Genomic DNA, 20,269 nt, shown 5'->3' on the forward strand with positions numbered 1-20,269 from the left:
GGAAGGGAACAATGACACCGATCATGAAGCGTGGAATCGCGACACTCTTGCTGCTGGCCGTCTCGTCGGCGGCCCTGGCGGCGTCGAGCCTCGACGACCTGAGCTTCCGCCAGGGCAGCGGCGGCGAGCTGGAGGTGGACCTGGGCTTCGATGGCCCGGTGCCGGAGGTGAGGGGCTATCGCATGGATGACCCGGCGCGGTTGACCATCGACCTGATGGATACCGCCAACCGCCTCGACCAGCGCCGCTATGCCCTGGGCATCGGCGGCGTCCAGCAGGTGACTGCCCTGGAGGCCGGCTCGCGCACCCGCCTGGTCTTCGACCTCGAGGGGCCGCTGCCCTACAACACCCGTGAGCAGGGCAACCGCCTGCGCCTCGCCATCGGCGGCGGCGCCGCCGATACCGGGGTGGCCCAGGCTGACCCGGCGGCGACCTCCCCGGCGCCGCAGCCGACCCCGACCCGGACGGCCAGCAGCGGTCCCAGCGTCGATAACATCGACTTCCGTCGGGGCGAGGCGGGCGCCGGGCGCCTGGTGGTCACCTTCGACCGTGCCGGCGTGGATGCCCGGGTGCGCGAGAGCGGCCGCAACCGCATCACCGCCGACCTGCGCGGCGTGGAGCTGCCCGCCTCCCTGGACCAGGTCTACGACGTCAGCGACTTCGGCACCCCGCTGCGGCGCGTCACTCCCCGGGTCGGCCGGGATGGCGTGACCCTGGACATCGAGGGGGCGGGCGACTATGCCATGGTCTCCACCCAGAGCGGCCGCCAGCTGACCATCGAGGCCCAGCCGGTGACCCAGCAGGAGCGCGAGCAGCGGGTCCGCGAACAGTTCCCCTACACCGGGGAGCGCATCACCCTCAACTTCCAGGACATCGAGGTGCGCTCGGTGCTGGCGATCATCGCCGACTTCACCGGGCTCAACCTGGTCGCCAGCGACAGCGTGCAGGGGCGGGTGACCCTCAACCTCGAGGACGTGCCCTGGGACCAGGCGCTGGACCTGGTGCTCAAGAGCCATGGCCTGGCCAGCCGCCAGGAGGGCAACGTGATCGTGGTGGCGCCCGCCAGCGAGCTGGCCAACATCGAGCGCCAGGAGCTCGAGGCCCGCGAGCAGATGGAGACCCTGGCCCCGCTGGTCACGGAGTACATCCAGGTGCGCTATGCCCGAGCCTCGGACCTGGCGGCCCTGCTGCGTGGCGGCCAGGGGTTCGGCCTGCTCTCCGATCGCGGTCGGGTGGCCATCGACCAGCGCACCAATACCCTGCTGATCCAGGACACTGCCGACCAGATCGACGAGATCATGCGGACCCTGGATCGGCTCGACGTGGCGGTGCGCCAGGTGCAGATCGAGGCGCGTATCGTCATCGCCAGCGACAGCGCCTCCCGCGAGCTGGGGGTCAACTGGGGGATCTCCTCGCCGGATCGTCGCGCCGGCGGGCGCCTCGATCTCGGCGGCGCCTCGGACGGGACCCCCATCTCCGGGCTGGGTGGCCTGGCGGTGGACTTCGGTTCCACGGATCGCGGCGTGGGCGGCATGACCAGCTTCGCCTTCGGCTACCTCTCCGGCGACGTGCTGCTCGACCTGGAGCTGCGTGCCATGGAGAGCGAGGGCAAGAGCTATACCATCTCGCAGCCGCGGGTGATCACCGCCAACCAGCGCACCGCCGTGATCAAGCAGGGCCAGGAGCGCGCCTATCGCGAGGCGGCGGCCAGCGGTGCCTCGGCCGTCGACTTCAAGGAGGCGGTGCTCTCCCTGGAGGTGACCCCGCAGATCACCCCGGACAACCGCATCATCATGGACGTGGCCATCACCAACGACACCTTCGGCGAGTTCAACCCGGGCGAGGAGCCGCCGATCAACAAGAACGAGATCGAGACCCAGGTGCTGGTGGACAACGGCGAGACAGTGGTGCTGGGCGGTATCCTGCAGACCGAGGAGCTGCAGAACCTGGTCAAGACCCCCTTCCTGGGCGACCTGCCGGTGCTCGGCAACCTCTTCCGCTATACCCAACAGAGCAACGAGAAGGTAGAGTTGCTGGTATTCATCACTCCCCGAATACTGGACGACGGCGTGGTCCTTCGCTGATGCAGGCACTACCCAACCTGATACTGATCGGCCCCATGGGGGCCGGCAAGAGCACCATCGGCCGCCTCCTGGCGGCCGAGCTTTCTCGTGACTTCTACGACAGCGACCACGAGATCCAGGCGCGCTGCGGCGCCGACATTCCCTGGATCTTCGACGTCGAGGGCGAGGCGGGCTTCCGCGATCGCGAGACCCAGATGATCGACGAGCTGACCCGCCGCGAGGGCGTGGTGATCGCCACCGGCGGCGGCGCCGTGCTGCGCGAGGAGAACCGTCGGGCCCTGCGCGAGCGCGGCACGGTGATCTACCTCTTTACCACCGTCGAGCAGCAGCTCAGGCGCACCGCCAAGGACCGCAATCGTCCGCTGCTCCAGCGGCCCGACAAGGAGGCGGTGCTGCGCGAGATGTTCGCCCTTCGTGACCCGCTCTATCGCGCCACCGCCGACATCATCGTGCGCACCGACCGACGGGGCCCGCGGGCCGTGGTCAACGAGATCGTGCGGCGCGTGACGCGCCTGGTCGACCCCCTCCAATGCAAGGCGTGACAGGCATGAATGATTCCCCGAGCGCCCCGCGCACCCTCGAGGTGGCGCTGGGCAGTCGCAGCTATCCTATCCATATCGGCCCCGGCCTGCTGGGAGATCCCGGCCGGCTGACGCCCTACCTGGCCGGTCAGCAGGTGATGATCGTCACCAACGAGACGGTGGCGCCGCTCTACCTCGAGCGCTGCCGGGCCGGCCTGCCGGATGGCCTCGTGGTGCGCGAGCTGGTGCTGCCGGACGGCGAGGCCACCAAGAGCCTGGCCAGCGTCGAGCGGATCTGGGATGCCCTGCTCGAGGCCGGCTTCAACCGCCGCTGTACCCTGATCGCCCTGGGGGGCGGGGTGATCGGCGACATGGTCGGCTTCGCCGCGGCCTGCTACCAGCGCGGCGTGGCCTTCATCCAGGTGCCCACCACCCTGCTCGCCCAGGTGGACTCCTCGGTGGGCGGCAAGACCGGGGTCAACCACCCGCTGGGCAAGAACATGATCGGGGCCTTCTGGCAGCCCCGTGCGGTGCTGGTGGATACCGATACGCTGGCCAGCCTGCCGCCGCGGGAGCTCTCGGCGGGGCTCGCCGAGGTGATCAAGTACGGGCTGATCCGCGATGCCGAGTTTCTGGCCTGGCTGGAAGGATCGATGCCCGCCCTGCGCGCCCTGGAGACCCCGTCGCTGACCCGCGCCATCGAACGCAGCTGCGCGCTCAAGGCCGAGATCGTCGCCGAGGACGAGACCGAGCAGGGGGTCCGAGCGCTGCTCAACCTGGGACACACCTTCGGGCATGCCATCGAGGCCCACCAGGGCTACGGGATCTGGCTGCACGGCGAGGCGGTGGGCGCCGGGATGCTGATGGCCGCCGAACTCTCCGCCCGGCTGGGCTGGCTGAGTGCCGAGCAGGTGGCGCGCACCCAGGCGATCATCGAGGCCGCGGCGCTGCCCCTGACTGCCCCCGCCGACATGTCGGCGGAGGACTTCCTGGTTCGTATGCGCCTGGACAAGAAGAACATCGACAGCCGTCTGCGCCTGATCCTGCTGCGCGAGCTGGGAGAGGCCTGCGTCCATGACGCCACCCCTCCCGAGATGCTCGGTGACCTGCTGGCCAGTTTCCCGCGCGCCTGACCCTGCCCGCTGTGCCCCCCCCCCGGCTTCCGACGCCCGCACCCTGGTGCGGGCGTCTTCGTTGGTGGGGATGTGGCGCCGGGGGTATGGCGCAAGGCCCTCTTGCCCGGGCAATTTGCATGTCCCATGCCGTATCGGCATGGAGTGCTGGCGTGTTTATAGACCAAAGTCTAATGCTTGATGGAATGCGTTGAACCACCGTCAATGCGGTGTGCAAGTCGTTGAGTTGCGGGCTTTTTTTGCCGCGGTGGGTTTTGCAAGTCACGGATTTGACGAGGGTTTTTTGTTTCGAGGGGCAGGGGTGGCGTTGCGTGATTCCGGGGGGCTGGCTATGCTGGGCGGCCTTTTGTCGCGCAGCCGAGCCGCCCCGTCGGGTGAATCATAAAAATTAGAAAACCGGTTAAAATAACACGAATCGGCTGCAGAAAAAATACCCCACATTTCGAGGCACGCCCATGAACAGAGGTCTCCACCAGCCCGGCGAGTTCCGTGACAACTGCGGCTTCGGCCTGATTGCCCACATGGAGGGGCGGGCCAGCCACGAGCTGCTCAAGACCGCGATCGAGTCACTCACCTGCATGACCCACCGCGGCGGCATCGCCGCCGATGGCAAGACCGGCGACGGCTGCGGCCTGCTGTTGAAGATGCCCGAGGCCTTTATGCGCCAGGTCGCGCAGGAAACCCTCGGTGTCGAGCTGGGCGAGCGCTTCGCGGTGGGGGCGGTGTTCCTCCCCGACGACGACGCCCGGGCCGAGAAGGCCTGCGACACCCTCGAGGGCGAGCTGCGCGCCCGCGGCCTGGTGATCCGCGGCTGGCGCGACGTGCCGGTGGACCCGAGTGTCTGCGGGCCCATGGCGCTGGCGTGCCTGCCACGGATCCGTCACCTCTTCGTCGAGCCGGGCAAGAACGGCAGCGTCGAGACCTTCGAGGTCGACCTGTTCATGGCCCGTCGCCTGGCCGAGCAGGCCCTGCGCGACGAGGAGGACTTCTACGTCTGCTCGCTCTCCGAGAAGGTGATCTCCTACAAGGGGCTGGTGATGCCGGTGGACCTGCCGGCCTTCTACCGCGACCTGGGTGACGAGCGCCTGGAGACCGCCATCTGCGTCTTCCACCAGCGCTTCTCCACCAACACCGCGCCGCGCTGGCCGCTGGCCCAGCCGTTCCGTCTGCTGGCCCACAACGGCGAGATCAATACCATCGAGGCCAACCGCGGCTGGGCCAACTCGCGCAAGGAGAACTTCGTCTGCGAGCGCCTGCCCGAGATCGCCGAGCTCGACGAGATCGTCAACACCGTGGGCTCCGACTCCTCGAGCATGGACAACATGCTCGAGGTGCTGCTCACCGGGGGCATGGAGCTGCATCGCGCCGTGCGCATGATGGTGCCGCCGGCCTGGCAGAACGTGGAGCTGATGGATGGCGACCTGCGCGCCTTCTACGAATACAACTCCATGCACATGGAGCCCTGGGATGGCCCCGCCGGCGTGGTGATGACCGACGGCCGCCAGGCGCTCTGCATGCTCGACCGCAACGGCCTGCGCCCGGCGCGCTGGGTGATCACCAAGAACGGCTTCATCACCCTGGCCTCGGAGATCGGCACCTACGGCTACCAGCCCGAGGACGTGGTGGCCAAGGGGCGCGTCGGCCCGGGCCAGGTGCTGGCCGTCGACACCGAAACCGGCGAGGTGCTGCACACCGGGGACATCGACGAGCGGCTCAAGTCCGCCTACCCCTACAAGCGCTGGCTGAAGCAGGAGGCCCACTACCTGGAGTCGGCGCTTACGGAGCTGGCCAGCTTCCACAACATGGATGCCGACGACCTGGCGGTGGCCCAGAAGATGTTCCAGGTGAGCTTCGAGGAGCGCGACCAGCTGCTGCGCCCGCTGGCCGAGAGCGGCCAGGAGGCCGTGGGCTCCATGGGTGACGATACCCCCATGGCGGTGCTCTCCGGCAAGCAGCGCCTGCTGACCGACTATTTCCGCCAGAAGTTCGCCCAGGTCACCAACCCGGCCATCGATCCGCTGCGCGAGGCGATCGTGATGTCGCTGGAGACCTGCATCGGCGCCGAGCGCAATGTCTTCAAGGCGACCCCGGAGCACGCCCACCGCATCATTCTCACCACGCCGGTGCTTTCTCCGCGAAAGTTCACCGCCCTGGTGGAGCAGGAGGATCCGGCCTTCGCTTCCCATCGCCTGCGCATGGCCTACGACCCGGAGAGCCTCGGGCTCCAGGCGGCGATCCGCGAGCTCTGCCACCAGGCAGAGCAGGCCGTGGCGTCCGGCAAGGTGGTGCTGGTGCTGTCGGATGCCGACCTCGAGCGGGGCGAGCTGCCGATCCACGCCGCCCTGGCCGTGGGCGCCGTGCACCACCATCTGGGCAGGCTGGCGCTGCGCCCCCGGGCCAATATCGTGGTGGAGACCGGCTACGCTCGCGACGCCCACCAGATGGCGGTGCTGTTCGGCGTGGGGGCCACCGCGGTCTTCCCGTGGCTCGCCTACCAGGTGATGGCCGACATGCACCACACCGGCGAGCTGGTCGGCAACCCGGCCGACGCCCGCGAGAACTACCGCAAGGGCCTGCAGAAGGGGCTCTTCAAGATCCTCTCCAAGATGGGGATCTCGACCCTGGCCTCCTACCGTGGCTCCCAGCTGTTCGAGGCGGTGGGCCTGGCCGACGAGGTGATGGAACTCTGCTTCACCGGCATGGCCTCGCGCATCCAGGGCACCGGCTTCAGCGAGCTGCAGCTGCAGCAGGAGTGGCTGGCCCGCGACGCCTGGACGCCTCGCAAGGGCATCAGCCAGGGCGGGCTGGTCAAGTACGTGCACGGTCACGAGTACCACGCCTATAACCCCGATGTGGTCATGGCGCTGCAGGAGGCCGTGCAGGAGGGCGACTACGCCAAGTGGAAGAAGTTTGCGGCGCTGGTCAACGAGCGCCCGCCGGCCACCATCCGCGACCTGCTCAGGCTCAAGCCCGCCGCCGAGCCGCTGCCGATGGAGGAGGTCGAGGCGGTCGAGGACCTGATCCCGCGCTTCGACAGCGCCGGCATGTCGCTGGGGGCGCTGTCGCCGGAGGCCCACGAGGCGCTGGCCCAGGCCATGAACGAGGCCGGTGGGCGCTCCAACTCGGGCGAGGGCGGCGAGGATCCCGCCCGCTACGGGACCATCCGCTCATCCAAGATCAAGCAGATCGCCTCGGGGCGCTTCGGCGTGACCCCGGCCTACCTGGTCAACGCCGAGGTGCTGCAGATCAAGGTCGCCCAGGGCGCCAAGCCCGGCGAGGGCGGCCAGCTGCCCGGCGGCAAGGTCAACGAGCTGATCGCCCGGCTGCGCTATTCGGTGCCCGGCGTGACCCTGATCTCGCCGCCGCCGCACCACGACATCTACTCCATCGAGGACCTGGCCCAGCTGATCTTCGACCTCAAGCAGGTCAACCCGGACGCCCAGGTCTCGGTGAAGCTGGTCTCGGAGCCCGGCATCGGCACCATCGCCACCGGCGTGGCCAAGGCCTATGCCGACCTGATCACCGTCTCCGGCTATGACGGCGGCACCGCGGCGAGCCCCATCACCTCCATCAAGCATGCCGGCAGCCCCTGGGAACTGGGCCTGCCCGAGGTGCACCAGGCGCTGCGCATCAACGGCCTGCGCGACAAGATCCGCCTGCAGACCGACGGCGGCCTGAAGACCGGTCTCGACGTGGTCAAGGCGGCAATCCTCGGCGCCGAGAGTTTCGGCTTCGGTACCGCGCCGATGGTCGCCCTGGGCTGCAAGTACCTGCGCATCTGTCACCTCAACAACTGTGCCACCGGGGTCGCTACCCAGGACGACTACCTGCGCGGCGAGCACTTCCGCGGCACCGTGGACATGGTCAAGCACTACTTCCGCTTCATCGCCGAGGAGGTGCGCGAGCTGATGGGCATGCTGGGCGTGCGCCAGCTCACCGACCTGATCGGCCGCACCGACCTGCTCGAGGTACTCGAGGGCGTCACCGCCTCCCAGCGCAAGCTCGACCTCACCCCGCTGCTGGCCAACGACTTCGTGCCGGCGGACGCGCCGCAGTTCTGCCAGGTGAGTCGCAACGTGCCCCACGACCCGGGCGCCAAGAACCAGGAGGTGCTGGCGGCGCTGGCGGATGCCATCGAGGCGAAGTCCGGCGGGGAGTTCGCCTTTACCATCACCAACTGCGACCGCAGCGTGGGCGCGCTGACCTCCGGCGCCATCGCCAAGCGCTACGGCGAGGCGGGGCTCGAGGACGCCCCGGTGACGGCGCGGTTTACCGGCGTGGCGGGCCAGAGCTTCGGCGTGTGGAACGCCCGCGGCCTGCACCTCTACCTGGAGGGCGACGCCAACGACTATGTCGGCAAGGGCATGAACGGCGGCAAGGTGGTGATCACGCCGCCCAGGGCCAGCCGCTTCGCCAGCCACGAGACCGCTATCGTCGGCAACACCTGCCTGTATGGCGCCACCGGCGGCAAGCTCTTTGCCGCGGGCACCGCCGGCGAGCGCTTCGGGGTGCGCAACTCCGGTGCCCACGCGGTGATCGAGGGCGCCGGCGACCACTGCTGCGAGTACATGACCGGCGGCATGGTCTGCGTGCTCGGCGAGACCGGGGTGAACTTCGGGGCGGGCATGACCGGCGGCTTCGCCTACGTGCTCGACGAGGACCGCTCCTTCGTCGACAAGTACAACCACGAGCTGGTGGAGATCCACCGGGTGAACACCGAATCCATGGAGGCCTACCGGCGCCACCTGCGCGAGGTCATCGAGGAGTTCGTCGCCGAGACCGACTCCCCGCGTGGCCACGCGATTCTCGAGGACTTCAGCGACTTCATTCGCCACTTCTGGCTGGTGAAGCCCAAGGCGGCAAGCCTGAACAGCCTGTTGGCCCAATCCCGGCGTCAACCGGAATAAGAGGCGGCGTCAGCCGGAATAGAGACAGAGGCGGCGTCAGCCGGAATGAGTGAGCCCCGGCGGCAGCCGGACTGACGCCCTCGACAACAGGTGAGCATCGCCCCGGCGGGTTCCCGGTCCGCACCGGGGCCGCCAACAGGATTCCAGGAGAGACACCATGGCCAACCGTCTGAGCAACGACTTCCAGTTCATCGACGTGGGTCGCCAGGACCCGCAGAAGAAGGATGCCCGCACCCGCGCGCGGCAGTTCGCCGAGATCTACGAGCCCTACAAGCCCCAGGAGGCGGCCAGCCAGGCGCACCGCTGCCTGCACTGCGGCAACCCCTACTGCGAGTGGAAGTGCCCGGTCCACAACTACATTCCCAACTGGCTGCAGCTGGTCAGCGAGGGCAACATCCTCGAGGCCGCCGAACTCTCCCACCGCACCAACTCGCTGCCCGAGGTGTGCGGGCGGGTCTGTCCCCAGGACCGCCTCTGCGAGGGCGACTGTACCCTGAACGACGGCTTCGGGGCCGTCACCATCGGCTCGGTGGAGAAGTACATCACCGATACCGCCTTCGCCATGGGCTGGCGCCCGGACATGTCCCGGGTCACCTGGACCGACAGGAAGGTTGCCGTCATCGGGGCCGGCCCGGCGGGCCTGGGCTGCGCGGACATCCTGGTGCGCAACGGCGTGAAGCCGGTGGTGTTCGATCGCAATCCGGAGATCGGCGGCCTGCTGACTTTCGGCATCCCCGAGTTCAAGCTCGAGAAGACCGTCATGGAGCGCCGTCGCGCGGTCTTCGAGGAGATGGGCGTGGAGTTCCGCCTCAACGTGGAGATCGGTCGCGACATCGACTTCGAGCGCCTGCTCGAGGAGTACGATGCGGTCTTCATGGGCATGGGCACCTACAAGTACATGGAGGGCGGCTTCCCCGGCGAGAACCTCCCCGGGGTGCACAAGGCCCTCGACTACCTGATCGCCAACGTCAACCACTGCCTGGGCTTCGAGAAGGATCCCGGCGACTACATCTCCTTCAAGGGGCAGCGCGTGGTGGTGCTGGGCGGCGGTGACACCGCCATGGACTGCAACCGCACCGCGATCCGCCAGGGGGCTACCAGCGTGACCTGCGCCTACCGCCGCGACGAGGAGAACATGCCGGGCTCGCGCCGCGAGGTGGCCAACGCCCGCGAGGAGGGCGTGGAGTTCCTGTTCAACCGCCAGCCGGTGGCCGTGGTGGGCGAGGGCAAGGTCGAGGGGGTGAAGGTGGTGCGCACTCGCCTGGGTGAGCCCGACGAGAACGGCCGCCGCCGCCCCGAGGTGGTGCCGGGCTCCGAGGAGGTGATTCCGGCCGATGCCGTGGTGGTGGCCTTCGGCTTCCAGCCGAGCCCGGCCCCCTGGTTTGCCGATGCCGGTATCGAGCTCGACGAGCGCGACCGCGTCAAGGCGCCGGAGCAGGGCGACTTCCCCTTCCAGACCACCCACGAGAAGATCTTCGCCGGTGGCGACATGGTGCGCGGCTCCGACCTGGTGGTCACCGCCATCTACGAGGGTCGCCAGGCCGCCGAGGGAATCCTGGATTACCTGGGGGTGTGAATCGCTGGCAGGGTGAAACTGCCGCACTGGGTGGTTTCATCCCGCGGCTTACCCGGCGACAGGCCTGCGAGGGGGCGCTGTGAACCCCTCCCTGGGCGCTACCTCGGCCGTCCCTGGTCCTCGGACCCCCTCTTCGACCTGTCCCCGGCGCCGCTCGTCTCGTCGGTAGCGCCTGCCGGGTACCTGCAGTGGAGAGTTCATGCTCCTTGGCGCTTGGCGCTTGGCGCTTGGCGCTTGGCGCTGAAATTGAGCCATTGGTCGTATTCTGCTAGTCTGTCGTCCCATCCTGGCGCGGCTTCCTGCCGAGCCTCATGATCACGTTTCGACAGGTTCTCCATGACACGATATATCTTCGTGACCGGCGGCGTTGTGTCCTCCCTCGGCAAGGGCATCGCGTCGGCCTCGCTGGCGGCGATTCTCGAGGCGCGCGGCCTCAAGGTCACCATGCTCAAGCTCGACCCGTACATCAACGTGGACCCGGGCACCATGAGCCCCTTCCAGCATGGCGAGGTGTTCGTCACCGAAGATGGCGCCGAGACCGACCTCGACCTGGGCCACTACGAGCGTTTCATCCGCACCAAGATGACCCAGGGCAACAACTTCACCACCGGCCGGGTCTACGAGCACGTGCTGCGCAAGGAGCGCCGCGGCGACTACCTGGGCGGCACCGTGCAGGTGATCCCGCACATCACCGACGAGATCAAGCGCCGGGTCTATGCCGGTGGCGAGGGCTTCGACGTGGCCCTGGTGGAGATCGGCGGCACCGTGGGCGACATCGAGTCGCTGCCCTTCCTGGAGTCGATCCGCCAGATCAGGAGCGAGCTCGGGGCCAACCGGGCGATCTTCATGCACCTGACGCTGGTGCCCTATATCAAGACCGCCGGCGAGACCAAGACCAAGCCGACCCAGCACAGCGTCAAGGAGCTGCGCTCCATCGGCATCCAGCCGGACATCCTGATCTGCCGTAGCGAGGTCGAGCTCGAGGAGACCGAGCGTCGCAAGATCGCCCTGTTCACCAACGTGGAAGAGCGCGCGGTCATCCCGCTGCAGGATGCCGACACCATCTATCGTATCCCGCTGATGCTCCACGAGCACGGCCTGGACGAGATCGTCTGCGACAAGCTGCGCCTGGAGGCCGATGAGGCCGACCTCTCGGAGTGGGTCAAGGTGCTCGATGCCAAGCTCAACCCGCTCAAGTCGATCAACATCGCCATGGTCGGCAAGTACATGGAACTGCTCGACGCCTACAAGTCCCTCAACGAGGCGCTGATCCACGCCGGCATCCAGACCCGGGTCAAGGTCAACGTCGATTACATCGACTCCGAGGACATCGAGCGCCACGGCACCGAGCGGCTGGCCGGCAAGGATGCCATCCTGGTCCCCGGCGGTTTCGGCGAGCGCGGCGTGGAGGGCAAGATCGCCACCGCGCGCTTCGCCCGCGAGAACGGCATCCCCTACCTGGGCATCTGCCTCGGCATGCAGGTCGCGGTGATCGAGTTCGCCCGCCACGTGGCCGGATGGGAGGACGCCAACTCCACCGAGTTCACCCACGACACCCAGCACCCGGTGGTGGGCCTGATCACCGAGTGGATCACCCCCGAGGGCAAGATCGAGCTGCGCGATGCGGCCTCGGACCTGGGCGGCACCATGCGCCTGGGCGGCCAGGTCTGCCAGCTGAAGACCGGCAGCAAGGCCCGCGAGGCCTACGGCAGCGACGAGATCGTCGAGCGCCACCGCCACCGCTACGAGGTCAACGACCAGTTCGTCGAGCAGCTCGAGCAGGCCGGCCTGGTGGTCTCCGGCAAGAGCGTCGACAACTCCCTGGTGGAGATGGTCGAGCTGCCCGACCACCCCTGGTACGTGGCCTGCCAGTTCCACCCGGAGTTCACCTCCACGCCCCGTGATGGCCACCCGCTGTTCACCGGCTTCGTCAACGCGGCGCTGGAGCACAAGGCGGCGCGCACCCGCGCGCAGTCCTCCCACCAGGAGTGAGGCCCATGTCAGCCACGACCCCGACCGTGCCCGAGCGCCATATCGAGGTGGCCGACCTCACCATCGGCAACTCGCTGCCCCTGGTGCTGTTCGGCGGCATGAACGTGCTGGAGTCCCGCGAGATGGCCCTCGAGGTCGCCGAGGCCTACGTCGAGGTGACCGGCCGCCTCGGCATGCCCTATGTCTTCAAGGCGAGCTTCGACAAGGCCAATCGCAGCTCCATCCACTCGTTCCGCGGCCCGGGGCTGGAGAAGGGGCTCGAGATCCTGGCCGAGGTGAAGTCGCGCCTCAACGTGCCGATCATCACCGACGTCCACGAGCCCTGGCAGGCCGCCCCGGTGGCCGAGGTGGCCGATGTGATCCAGCTGCCGGCCTTCCTGGCGCGCCAGACCGACCTGGTGGTGGCCATGGCCCGGACCGGCGCGGTGATCAACATCAAGAAGCCGCAGTTCCTGGCCCCCCACGAGATGCGCCACATCATCCGCAAGTGTGAGGAGGCCGGCAACGACCGCCTGATCCTCTGCGAGCGGGGCGCAAGCTTCGGCTACAACAACCTGGTGGTGGACATGCTCGGCTTCGGCGAGATGAAGCAGACCGGCTATCCGCTGTTCTTCGACGTCACCCACTCGCTGCAGCGCCCGGGCGGTCGCTCCGACAGCGCCGACGGGCGGCGCGCCCAGGTGGCCGAGCTGGCCCGTGCCGGCGTGGCCGTGGGGCTGGCGGGCCTCTTCCTGGAGGCCCACCCGGACCCGGATGCCGCCCTGTGCGATGGCCCCTGCGCGCTGCCGCTTGACCGGCTCGAGCCCTTCCTGGCGCAGCTCCAGGCCATCGACCAGCTGGTCAAGGGCTTCGCGCCGCTCGAGATCCAATAACGACTCTTCACGCTGACACGACAAAAGGAAACTCGCATGACCAAGATCGTCGACATTCGCGCCCTCGAGGTGCTCGACTCCCGCGGCAACCCGACCGTGCAGGCCGAGGTGCGTCTGGAGAGTGGTGCGGTGGGTGTGGCCTGCGCGCCCAGCGGAGCCTCCACCGGCTCCCGCGAGGCCCTGGAGCTGCGCGATGGCGACAAGAGCCGCTATCTCGGCAAGGGCGTGCTGAAGGCCGTCGGGGCCGTCAACGGCGCCATTCGCGAGCGCCTGGTCGGCATGGATGCCCGCGACCAGCGGGGCCTCGACGACGCCATGCTGGCGCTCGACGGCACCGACAACAAGGCCAAGCTCGGCGCCAATGCCATCCTGGCGGTGTCCCTGGCCGCCGCCAAGGCCGCGGCCAATGCCAAGGGCATGCCGCTCTACGCCCATATCGCCGAGCTCTATGGCCAGCCGGGCCAGTACCGCATGCCGGTGCCGATGATGAACATCCTCAACGGTGGCGAGCATGCCGACAACAACGTCGACATCCAGGAGTTCATGGTCCAGCCGGTGGGCGCGCCGAACTTCCGCGAGGGCCTGCGCATGGGGGCGGAGATCTTCCACGCCCTGAAGAAGGTGCTCTCCGCCCGCGGCCTTTCCACCTCGGTGGGCGACGAGGGGGGCTTCGCGCCCAACCTCGAGTCCAACGCCGAGGCGCTGGCGGTGATCAAGCAGGCCGTGTCGGATGCCGGCTACCAGCTGGGCAGCGACGTGACCCTGGCCCTGGACTGCGCCTCCTCGGAGTTCTTCAAGGATGGCCAGTACGACCTCGCCGGCGAGGGCAAGCAGTATGACGCCGCCGGCTTCGCCGACTACCTGGCCGGCCTGTGCGACGACTATCCCATTGTCTCCATCGAGGACGGCATGGACGAGTCCGACTGGGACGGCTGGAAGGCGCTGACCGACAAGCTTGGCGACCGCGTGCAGCTGGTCGGCGACGACCTCTTCGTCACCAATACCCGGATCCTCAAGCGCGGCATCGACGAGCAGATCGGCAACTCGATCCTGATCAAGTTCAACCAGATCGGTTCGCTCTCCGAGACCCTGGATGCCATCCGCATGGCCCAGGATGCCGGCTTCACCGCGGTGATCTCCCACCGCAGCGGCGAGACCGAGGACACGACCATTGCCGACCTCGCGGTGGGCACCTGTGCCGGCCAGATCAAGACCGGCTCGCTCTGCCGCTCCGACCGGGTCGCGAAGTACAACCGCCTGCTGGTGATCGAGCAGGAGCTGGGTGACCGCGTAGCCTATCCGGGGCTCTCGGCCATCAAGGGTCAGTAAGCGAACACTGTTGTCTTTCGCGGGAACCCTTGTAGGAAATTGCTGACATCTGGCCGACGATATTGGCTCGTGTCAGCCGAGAAGACCGATGCTTATGGCGTCGGTCTTTTTTTATATTATTGTTTTTAATGTTTTTTATTTCATTTCTTCCCGACGACCTGAAGGGGCGGCTGCCGGCGACTCGCCGCGTGCCGCGCTTGTGTTGCAATGCAGCTCTGCCACAATGGACTCGGGACAAGGAGGTGCAGCGATGGACCTCCGGCAGGATGCAACGGGATGCTTGAAGTGATGCGTCCGGTGCGGCAGGAGGCCGCTTCCGGGCAGGGAAGACATCACGGGAGTCGGGCGGAAGGATCCGCTCAAGGAATGGCTGGGAGCGGGCGGCCTGCGGGCCGCCTTTTTTGACCCGGTGTTCTCCTTCTTCGCACGGGCAAACGACAGCGCCGAATGTCGAGAGACATTCGGCGCTGTCGTTTGCCCGTGGGTGAAGTCGCTTCAGCGCTCGAGCTGTTCCAGCTTGCCCGGCTTGCCATCCCACTCCTCGGCGTCGGGCAGCGGATCCTTCTTCTCGCTGATATTGGGCCACACCTCGGCGAGCTCCGCGTTGATCTCGATGAAGGGCTCCTGGCCCTCGGGCAGCTCGTCCTCCGAGAAGATCGCCTCGGCGGGGCACTCTGGCTCGCAGAGGGCGCAGTCGATGCACTCGTCGGGGTGGATGACCAGGAAGTTGGGGCCCTCGTAGAAGCAGTCCACCGGGCAGACCTCGACACAGTCGGTGTACTTGCACTTGATGCAGTTCTCGGTGACGACGAACGTCATGCCACTCTCCCTTCCTCGGGCCGGCGTCGCTCGGCCACTGTGGATAGTTGATGAAACGGTTATAAAAGCCGAGTTTCTTATGCTAAGGCGGCGGTGAATCTGACCATTCTAGTCGTGGCCCCATGGCCTCGCAAGAGAAGGGGCGGCGCGCCTCGCTATAAGGAGTCCCGCCAGCGGTAGAGCAGCGCCAGGGCCTCGCGCGGCGTCAGGTCGTCCAGGGCCAGGCCGCCGAGCTCCTCCACCAGCGGGTGGGGGGCGCTGGCGAAGAGGTCGCTCTGCTGCGGCGCCGGGGCGGCGCCAGATGCCGGTCGGCTGCCCTGGTCGATCTCCTGCTGCTCCAGCTGGGCGAGCTTCTCCCGGGCCCGGGCGATCACCCCCTGGGGCACGCCGGCCAGCTGCGCTACCTGCAGGCCATAGCTCTGGCTGGCCGGGCCTTCTTCCACCCGGTGCATGAAGACGATGCCGTCGCGGTGCTCGGCGGCCGTCAGGTGCACGTTGGCCACCCCCTCGGCCTGCTCGGCCAGGGCGGTCATCTCGAAGTAGTGGGTGGCGAACAGCGTGAAGGCACGGCTACGGGTCAGGTGCTCGGCGCTGGCCCAGGCCAGCGAGAGGCCGTCGAAGGTGCTGGTGCCGCGGCCGATCTCGTCCATCAGCACCAGGCTGTGGTCGGTGGCGTTGTGCAGGATGTTGGCGGTCTCGGTCATCTCCACCATGAAGGTGGAGCGCCCGCCGGCCAGGTCGTCCGAGGAGCCGATGCGGGTGAAGATGCGGTCCACCGGCCCGATCTCGGCCTCGTCCGCCGGCACGAAGCAGCCGGTGTGGGCGAGCAGGGTGATCAGTGCCGCCTGGCGCATGTAGGTGGACTTGCCGCCCATGTTGGGGCCGGTGATCACCAGCATGCGGCGCTCATCGCCCATGACCAGGTCGTTGGGCACGAAGGGAGCATCGGAGACCCGCTCCACCACCGGATGGCGGCCGCCGCGGATGGCGATGCCCGGCGCCTCGGCCAGCCGCGGACGCACGAAGTCCAGGGCCTGGGCGCGCTCGGCGAAGGCGCACAGCACGTCCAGCGCCGCCAGCCCGCGGCCGGTGGCCTGCAGCGCCGGAAGCTCGGCATTCAGGGTGTCGAGCAGCCCGTCGTAGAGCAGCTTCTCCCGGGCGAGGGCTCGCGACCTGGCGGACAGTGCCTTGTCCTCGAACTCCTTGAGTTCGGGAATGATGAAGCGTTCGGCGTTCTTCAGGGTCTGGCGGCGAACGTAGTCCACCGGGGCGTCCCGTGCCTGGGCGCGGGGGATCTCGATGTAGTAGCCGTGGACCCGGTTGTAGCCCACCTTCAGGCCGGGCAGGCCGGTGCGCTCGCGCTCACGGGCCTCCAGCTTCACCAGGTAGTCGCCGGCGTGCTCGGCGAGTCCGCGGTGCTCGTCGAGCTCGGCGTCGAAGCCCTCGGCGATCACGCCGCCGTCGCGGATCACCACCGGCGGGTTCTCCACCAGGGCGCGGGTCAGGGTATCCGCGAGTGCCGGATAGGGGCGGACATGGCGGCGCAGCTCGTCCAGCGTCGTCCCTTCGGGGTAGGGGGCGATCGCGGCCTCGAGCTCGGGCAGGGCATTGAAGGCATCGCGCAGCCGGGCCAGGTCCCGCGGACGGGCGCTGTAGAGGGCCACCCGGGCCAGGATGCGCTCAACGTCGCCGATTGCCTTGAGCGCGTCGCGCAGTGCCACGAAGCCCTCGTCCTCCAGCAGCAGGGCCACGGCGGCCTGGCGGGCCCCGACCTGCGCGCGGTCGCGCAGCGGCCGGTTGAGCCAGCGCTTGAGCAGCCGCGATCCCATGGCCGTCGCGGTGGTGTCGAGGACGCTGGCCAGGGTGTTGTCCCCCGTGCCGCCGAGGTTGACGTCGATCTCCAGGTTGCGGCGGCTGGCGGCGTCGATCACCACGGCGTCGTCGCGGCTCTCCACGCCGATGGCGGTGACATGGGGTAGCCGCGAGCGCTGGGTATCCCGGGCGTACTCGACCAGCACCCCGGCGGCGGTGATGGCGACGGTGAGGTGGGCGCAGCCGAAGCCGCGCAGGTCCTGGACCTCGAACTGGTCGCAGAGCAGGCGCGTGGCGGTTTCCAGATCGAACAGCCAGTCGCTCTGGCGGCGCAGTCCGCGCCGGCCCTCCAGGGCGGCCGGCAGGGCCAGGCTCTCGGGGACCAGCAGCTCGGCGGGGTCGAGGCGCTGGAGCTCGGCGAGCATCTCGCTCTCGCCCTCGACCTCGAGCACGCTGAAGCGACCGCTGGAGAGCTCCAGCCAGGCCAGTCCCCAGCGCTCCGCGGTCGGGTGGATCGCCACCAGCAGGTTGTCGCGCCGGGCATCGAGCAGCGCCTCGTCGTAGAGGGTGCCCGGGGTGACGATGCGCACCACGCGCCGCTCCACCGGCCCCTTGCTGGTGGCCGGGTCGCCGATCTGCTCGCAGATCGCCACCGACTCGCCGGCGGCCACCAGGCGCGCCAGGTACCCCTCGGCGCTGTGATAGGGCACGCCGGCCATGGGGATCGGCTTGCCGGCGGACTGGCCGCGCTGGGTCAGGGTGATGTCGAGCAGCGCCGCGGCGCGCCTGGCATCGTCGAAGAACAGCTCGTAGAAGTCGCCCATGCGATAGAAGAGCAGCACCTCGGGGTGCTCGCGCTTGATCGTCAGGTACTGGGCCATCATCGGCGTGTGTTGGGGACTGGCGGCCTGTGACATCGGGGATCCTGTTGGGGCTCTGCACTCGCTGGCAAAAGCCAGTATTCTAGCGTCCAGGCAGCGGCTCCGTCAGGAGCGATTGCAGATGACTCAGGAGGTTTTCCCCATGCCCCATTCCCCCGCCAGCCTTGCCAACCTCGACCTGGCCACCCTGGCCGAGCGCCTGGGACGCCGCTGCCGCGAGCAGGGCGTGACGATCACCTGCGCCGAATCCTGCACCGGCGGCGGGGTAGCCAGCGCCATCACCGCGGTGGCCGGCAGCTCCGACTACTTCGAGACCGGCTATGTCACCTACTCCGACGCCGCCAAGCGCCGCCTGCTGGGCGTGCCCGAGGCGCTGCTCGAGGCCCATGGCGCGGTGAGTCGCGAGGTCGTCGAGGCCATGGTGGCCGGCGCCTGCCGCGACAGCGGCGCCGGGCTCGGCGTGGCAATCAGCGGCGTGGCCGGCCCGGGCGGCGGCAGTGCCGAGAAGCCGGTCGGCACCGTGTGGCTCGCCTGGGGCGACTCCGAGGGCCAGCAGGCGGAGCGCCACCGCTATCCGGGGGACCGCCGCGCCGTGCGCGAGCAGGCGGTGCGCGAGGCCCTGGTGGGGCTGCTGCGCCGGCTCGAGGCGCACTGACCCGGGTGCCCCGGCGACTTTCCTCTCTTCTCCCTAGGCGAGCGCGTTTTTTTTCGCCATACTACTGTGCAGTCATACAGTACATAGACACCCCAACGACCTGATCAGGAGGCCCGTGATGGCTCAGGACGACAACCGCTCCAAGGCGCTGAGCGCCGCGCTTTCCCAGATCGAGCGCCAGTTCGGCAAGGGCACCGTGATGCGCCTCGGCGATGCGCCGCGGGTGGTCATGCCCTCGGTCTCCACCGGCTCGCTGGGGCTCGACATCGCGCTGGGCATCGGCGGCCTGCCCTTCGGCCGGGTGGTCGAGATCTTCGGCCCGGAGTCCTCGGGCAAGACGACGCTGACCCTGTCGGTGATCGCCCAGGCCCAGAAGCAGGGCAAGACCTGCGCCTTCATCGACGCCGAGCATGCCCTGGATCCCAGCTACGCCGAGAAGCTCGGCGTCAACCTCGACGACCTGCTGGTCTCCCAGCCGGACACCGGCGAGCAGGCCCTGGAGATCTGCGACATGCTGGTGCGCTCCGGCGGCGTCGACGTGATCATCATCGACTCGGTGGCGGCGCTGACGCCCCGGGCCGAGATCGAGGGCGAGATGGGCGATTCCCACGTCGGCCTGCAGGCGCGCCTGATGTCCCAGGCGCTGCGCAAGATCACCGGCCACATCAAGAACGCCAACTGCCTGGTGGTGTTCATCAACCAGATCCGCATGAAGATCGGCGTGATGTTCGGCAGCCCGGAGACCACCACCGGCGGCAACGCCTTGAAGTTCTACTCCAGCGTGCGCCTGGACATCCGCCGCACCGGCTCGGTCAAGCAGGGCGACGAGGTCACCGGCAACGAGACCCGCGTCAAGGTGGTCAAGAACAAGGTGGCCCCGCCGTTCCGCCAGGCCGAGTTCCAGATCCTCTACGGCAAGGGCATCTACCACGCCGGCGAGGTGATCGACCTGGGCGTGCAGTGCAACCTGGTCGACAAGGCGGGCGCCTGGTACAGCTACCAGGGCAACAAGATCGGACAGGGCAAGGCCAACGCCGCCCAGTTCCTCGAGGACAACCCGGCCATCATGGAAGAGATCGAGAGCCAGATCCGCGCCCAGCTGCTCGCCGCCCCGGCCCCGAAGGAGGAGGCCGAGGAAGCGGTCCCCGCCGGGAGCGACCGCGAGGACGATCTGCTGTAAGCCATGTTCGACAGGGTCGCCAACCACGATGCCACGCCGCGGGATGACGCCATTCGCCTGCTGGCCCGGCGCGAGTACTCCCGCGCCGAGCTGGCCGCCCGGCTCGCGGCAAGGGGGCACGAGGCGGCGGCCATCGCCGAGTGCCTGGATGCCCTGGCCGAACAGGGCCTGCAGTCCGACGTCCGCTTCGCCGAGAGCTTCCTGCGCTCGCGCATCCTGCGCGGCCAGGGCCCGCTGAAGATCCGTGCCGAGCTCGAGCGGCGCGGCATCGACCGCGAGCTCATCCGCGCCGCCCTCGACGAGGCCGCCGCGGAGCCTGAGGCGGCGGGCGAGGCCGACTGGCACGCCCTGGCCTGCGAGACCCTCGCCCGGCGCTTCTCCGGCCCCGGCGACTCCCCCCGCGAGCGCGCCCGCCGCGAGCGCTTCCTGGCCGGCCGCGGCTTCGACTTCGACCAGGTGCGCCACGCCCTGGATCACGCCTGGGAAAGCCCTGCCGACCAGGATTGAT

General features: G+C 68.4%; 13 protein-coding genes. 11 read left to right on the plus strand and 2 right to left on the minus strand.

Annotated elements, in window-relative coordinates:
* Positions 1-23 precede the first annotated feature (23 nt).
* The 8 genes from pilQ (at position 24) to eno (ending at position 14,414) form a co-directional block, all read left to right on the plus strand.
* Positions 24-2,084 (plus strand): type IV pilus secretin PilQ, encoded by a 2,061-nt coding sequence (pilQ, locus tag NFC98_RS02465; protein ID WP_254276596.1) that lies wholly within the window; start codon positions 24-26, stop codon positions 2,082-2,084.
* Positions 2,084-2,626, plus strand: a complete 543-nt coding sequence (gene aroK, locus NFC98_RS02470; protein WP_254276597.1) for a shikimate kinase AroK — start codon at positions 2,084-2,086, stop codon at positions 2,624-2,626. The genes pilQ and aroK overlap by 1 nt, the downstream gene beginning before the upstream one ends.
* A gap of 5 nt (positions 2,627-2,631) precedes the next feature.
* A complete protein-coding gene (aroB, locus tag NFC98_RS02475; protein WP_254276598.1) occupies positions 2,632-3,738 on the plus strand; it encodes a 3-dehydroquinate synthase in 1,107 nt (368 codons plus the stop codon).
* 455 nt (positions 3,739-4,193) lie between these two features.
* On the plus strand, positions 4,194-8,645 hold the full coding sequence (gltB, locus tag NFC98_RS02480; RefSeq protein WP_254276599.1) for a glutamate synthase large subunit: 4,452 nt from the start codon (positions 4,194-4,196) through the stop codon (positions 8,643-8,645).
* Between the two features lie 157 nt (positions 8,646-8,802).
* Positions 8,803-10,221, plus strand: coding sequence for an FAD-dependent oxidoreductase (locus NFC98_RS02485; RefSeq protein ID WP_254276600.1), 1,419 nt, complete (start codon positions 8,803-8,805; stop codon positions 10,219-10,221).
* A gap of 336 nt (positions 10,222-10,557) precedes the next feature.
* The gene (locus tag NFC98_RS02490) at positions 10,558-12,213 is read left to right on the plus strand and encodes a CTP synthase (RefSeq protein WP_254276601.1); all 1,656 of its coding nucleotides are present in this window, start codon (positions 10,558-10,560) and stop codon (positions 12,211-12,213) included.
* A gap of 5 nt (positions 12,214-12,218) precedes the next feature.
* Entirely contained in the window at positions 12,219-13,085 is an 867-nt protein-coding gene (gene kdsA / locus NFC98_RS02495) for a 3-deoxy-8-phosphooctulonate synthase (protein ID WP_254276602.1), read from the plus strand.
* A gap of 36 nt (positions 13,086-13,121) precedes the next feature.
* Positions 13,122-14,414 (plus strand): phosphopyruvate hydratase, encoded by a 1,293-nt coding sequence (gene eno, locus NFC98_RS02500; protein ID WP_254276603.1) that lies wholly within the window; start codon positions 13,122-13,124, stop codon positions 14,412-14,414.
* Positions 14,415-14,909: 495 nt separating this feature from the next.
* Here eno and fdxA read toward each other — a convergent pair whose 3' ends face one another.
* On the minus strand, positions 14,910-15,233 hold the full coding sequence (gene fdxA, locus NFC98_RS02505; protein WP_102627034.1) for a ferredoxin FdxA: 324 nt from the start codon (positions 15,231-15,233) through the stop codon (positions 14,910-14,912).
* A gap of 155 nt (positions 15,234-15,388) precedes the next feature.
* Positions 15,389-17,962 (minus strand): DNA mismatch repair protein MutS, encoded by a 2,574-nt coding sequence (gene mutS, locus NFC98_RS02510; RefSeq protein WP_254276604.1) that lies wholly within the window; start codon positions 17,960-17,962, stop codon positions 15,389-15,391.
* Between the two features lie 106 nt (positions 17,963-18,068).
* On the opposite strand from mutS, the gene NFC98_RS02515 reads away from it, so the two are divergent.
* The 3 genes from NFC98_RS02515 to NFC98_RS02525 all read left to right on the plus strand — a co-directional run bounded on the left by NFC98_RS02515 (position 18,069) and on the right by NFC98_RS02525 (position 20,268).
* Positions 18,069-18,581 (plus strand): CinA family protein, encoded by a 513-nt coding sequence (locus NFC98_RS02515; protein WP_254276605.1) that lies wholly within the window; start codon positions 18,069-18,071, stop codon positions 18,579-18,581.
* Positions 18,582-18,699: 118 nt separating this feature from the next.
* Entirely contained in the window at positions 18,700-19,761 is a 1,062-nt protein-coding gene (recA, locus tag NFC98_RS02520; protein WP_183330776.1) for a recombinase RecA, read from the plus strand.
* Between the two features lie 3 nt (positions 19,762-19,764).
* Positions 19,765-20,268, plus strand: coding sequence for a regulatory protein RecX (locus NFC98_RS02525; RefSeq protein ID WP_254276606.1), 504 nt, complete (start codon positions 19,765-19,767; stop codon positions 20,266-20,268).
* Position 20,269: the final 1 nt, after the last annotated feature.

It is taken from the genome of Halomonas sp. 3H, from assembly GCF_024206005.1.
Taxonomy (GTDB): Bacteria; Pseudomonadota; Gammaproteobacteria; order Pseudomonadales; family Halomonadaceae; genus Halomonas; species Halomonas campaniensis.

Excerpts from the sequence above, each read along its gene's own strand:
- pilQ (WP_254276596.1), top strand. The coding sequence starts at position 24 with ATGAAGCGTGGAATCGCGACACTCTTGCTGCTGGCCGTCTCGTCGGCG.
- aroK (WP_254276597.1), top strand. The coding sequence starts at position 2,084 with ATGCAGGCACTACCCAACCTGATACTGATCGGCCCCATGGGGGCCGGC.
- aroB (WP_254276598.1), top strand. The coding sequence starts at position 2,632 with ATGAATGATTCCCCGAGCGCCCCGCGCACCCTCGAGGTGGCGCTGGGC.
- gltB (WP_254276599.1), top strand. The coding sequence starts at position 4,194 with ATGAACAGAGGTCTCCACCAGCCCGGCGAGTTCCGTGACAACTGCGGC.
- NFC98_RS02485 (WP_254276600.1), top strand. The coding sequence starts at position 8,803 with ATGGCCAACCGTCTGAGCAACGACTTCCAGTTCATCGACGTGGGTCGC.
- NFC98_RS02490 (WP_254276601.1), top strand. The coding sequence starts at position 10,558 with ATGACACGATATATCTTCGTGACCGGCGGCGTTGTGTCCTCCCTCGGC.
- kdsA (WP_254276602.1), top strand. The coding sequence starts at position 12,219 with ATGTCAGCCACGACCCCGACCGTGCCCGAGCGCCATATCGAGGTGGCC.
- eno (WP_254276603.1), top strand. The coding sequence starts at position 13,122 with ATGACCAAGATCGTCGACATTCGCGCCCTCGAGGTGCTCGACTCCCGC.
- fdxA (WP_102627034.1), bottom strand. The coding sequence starts at position 15,233 with ATGACGTTCGTCGTCACCGAGAACTGCATCAAGTGCAAGTACACCGAC.
- mutS (WP_254276604.1), bottom strand. The coding sequence starts at position 17,962 with ATGTCACAGGCCGCCAGTCCCCAACACACGCCGATGATGGCCCAGTAC.
- NFC98_RS02515 (WP_254276605.1), top strand. The coding sequence starts at position 18,069 with ATGCCCCATTCCCCCGCCAGCCTTGCCAACCTCGACCTGGCCACCCTG.
- recA (WP_183330776.1), top strand. The coding sequence starts at position 18,700 with ATGGCTCAGGACGACAACCGCTCCAAGGCGCTGAGCGCCGCGCTTTCC.
- NFC98_RS02525 (WP_254276606.1), top strand. The coding sequence starts at position 19,765 with ATGTTCGACAGGGTCGCCAACCACGATGCCACGCCGCGGGATGACGCC.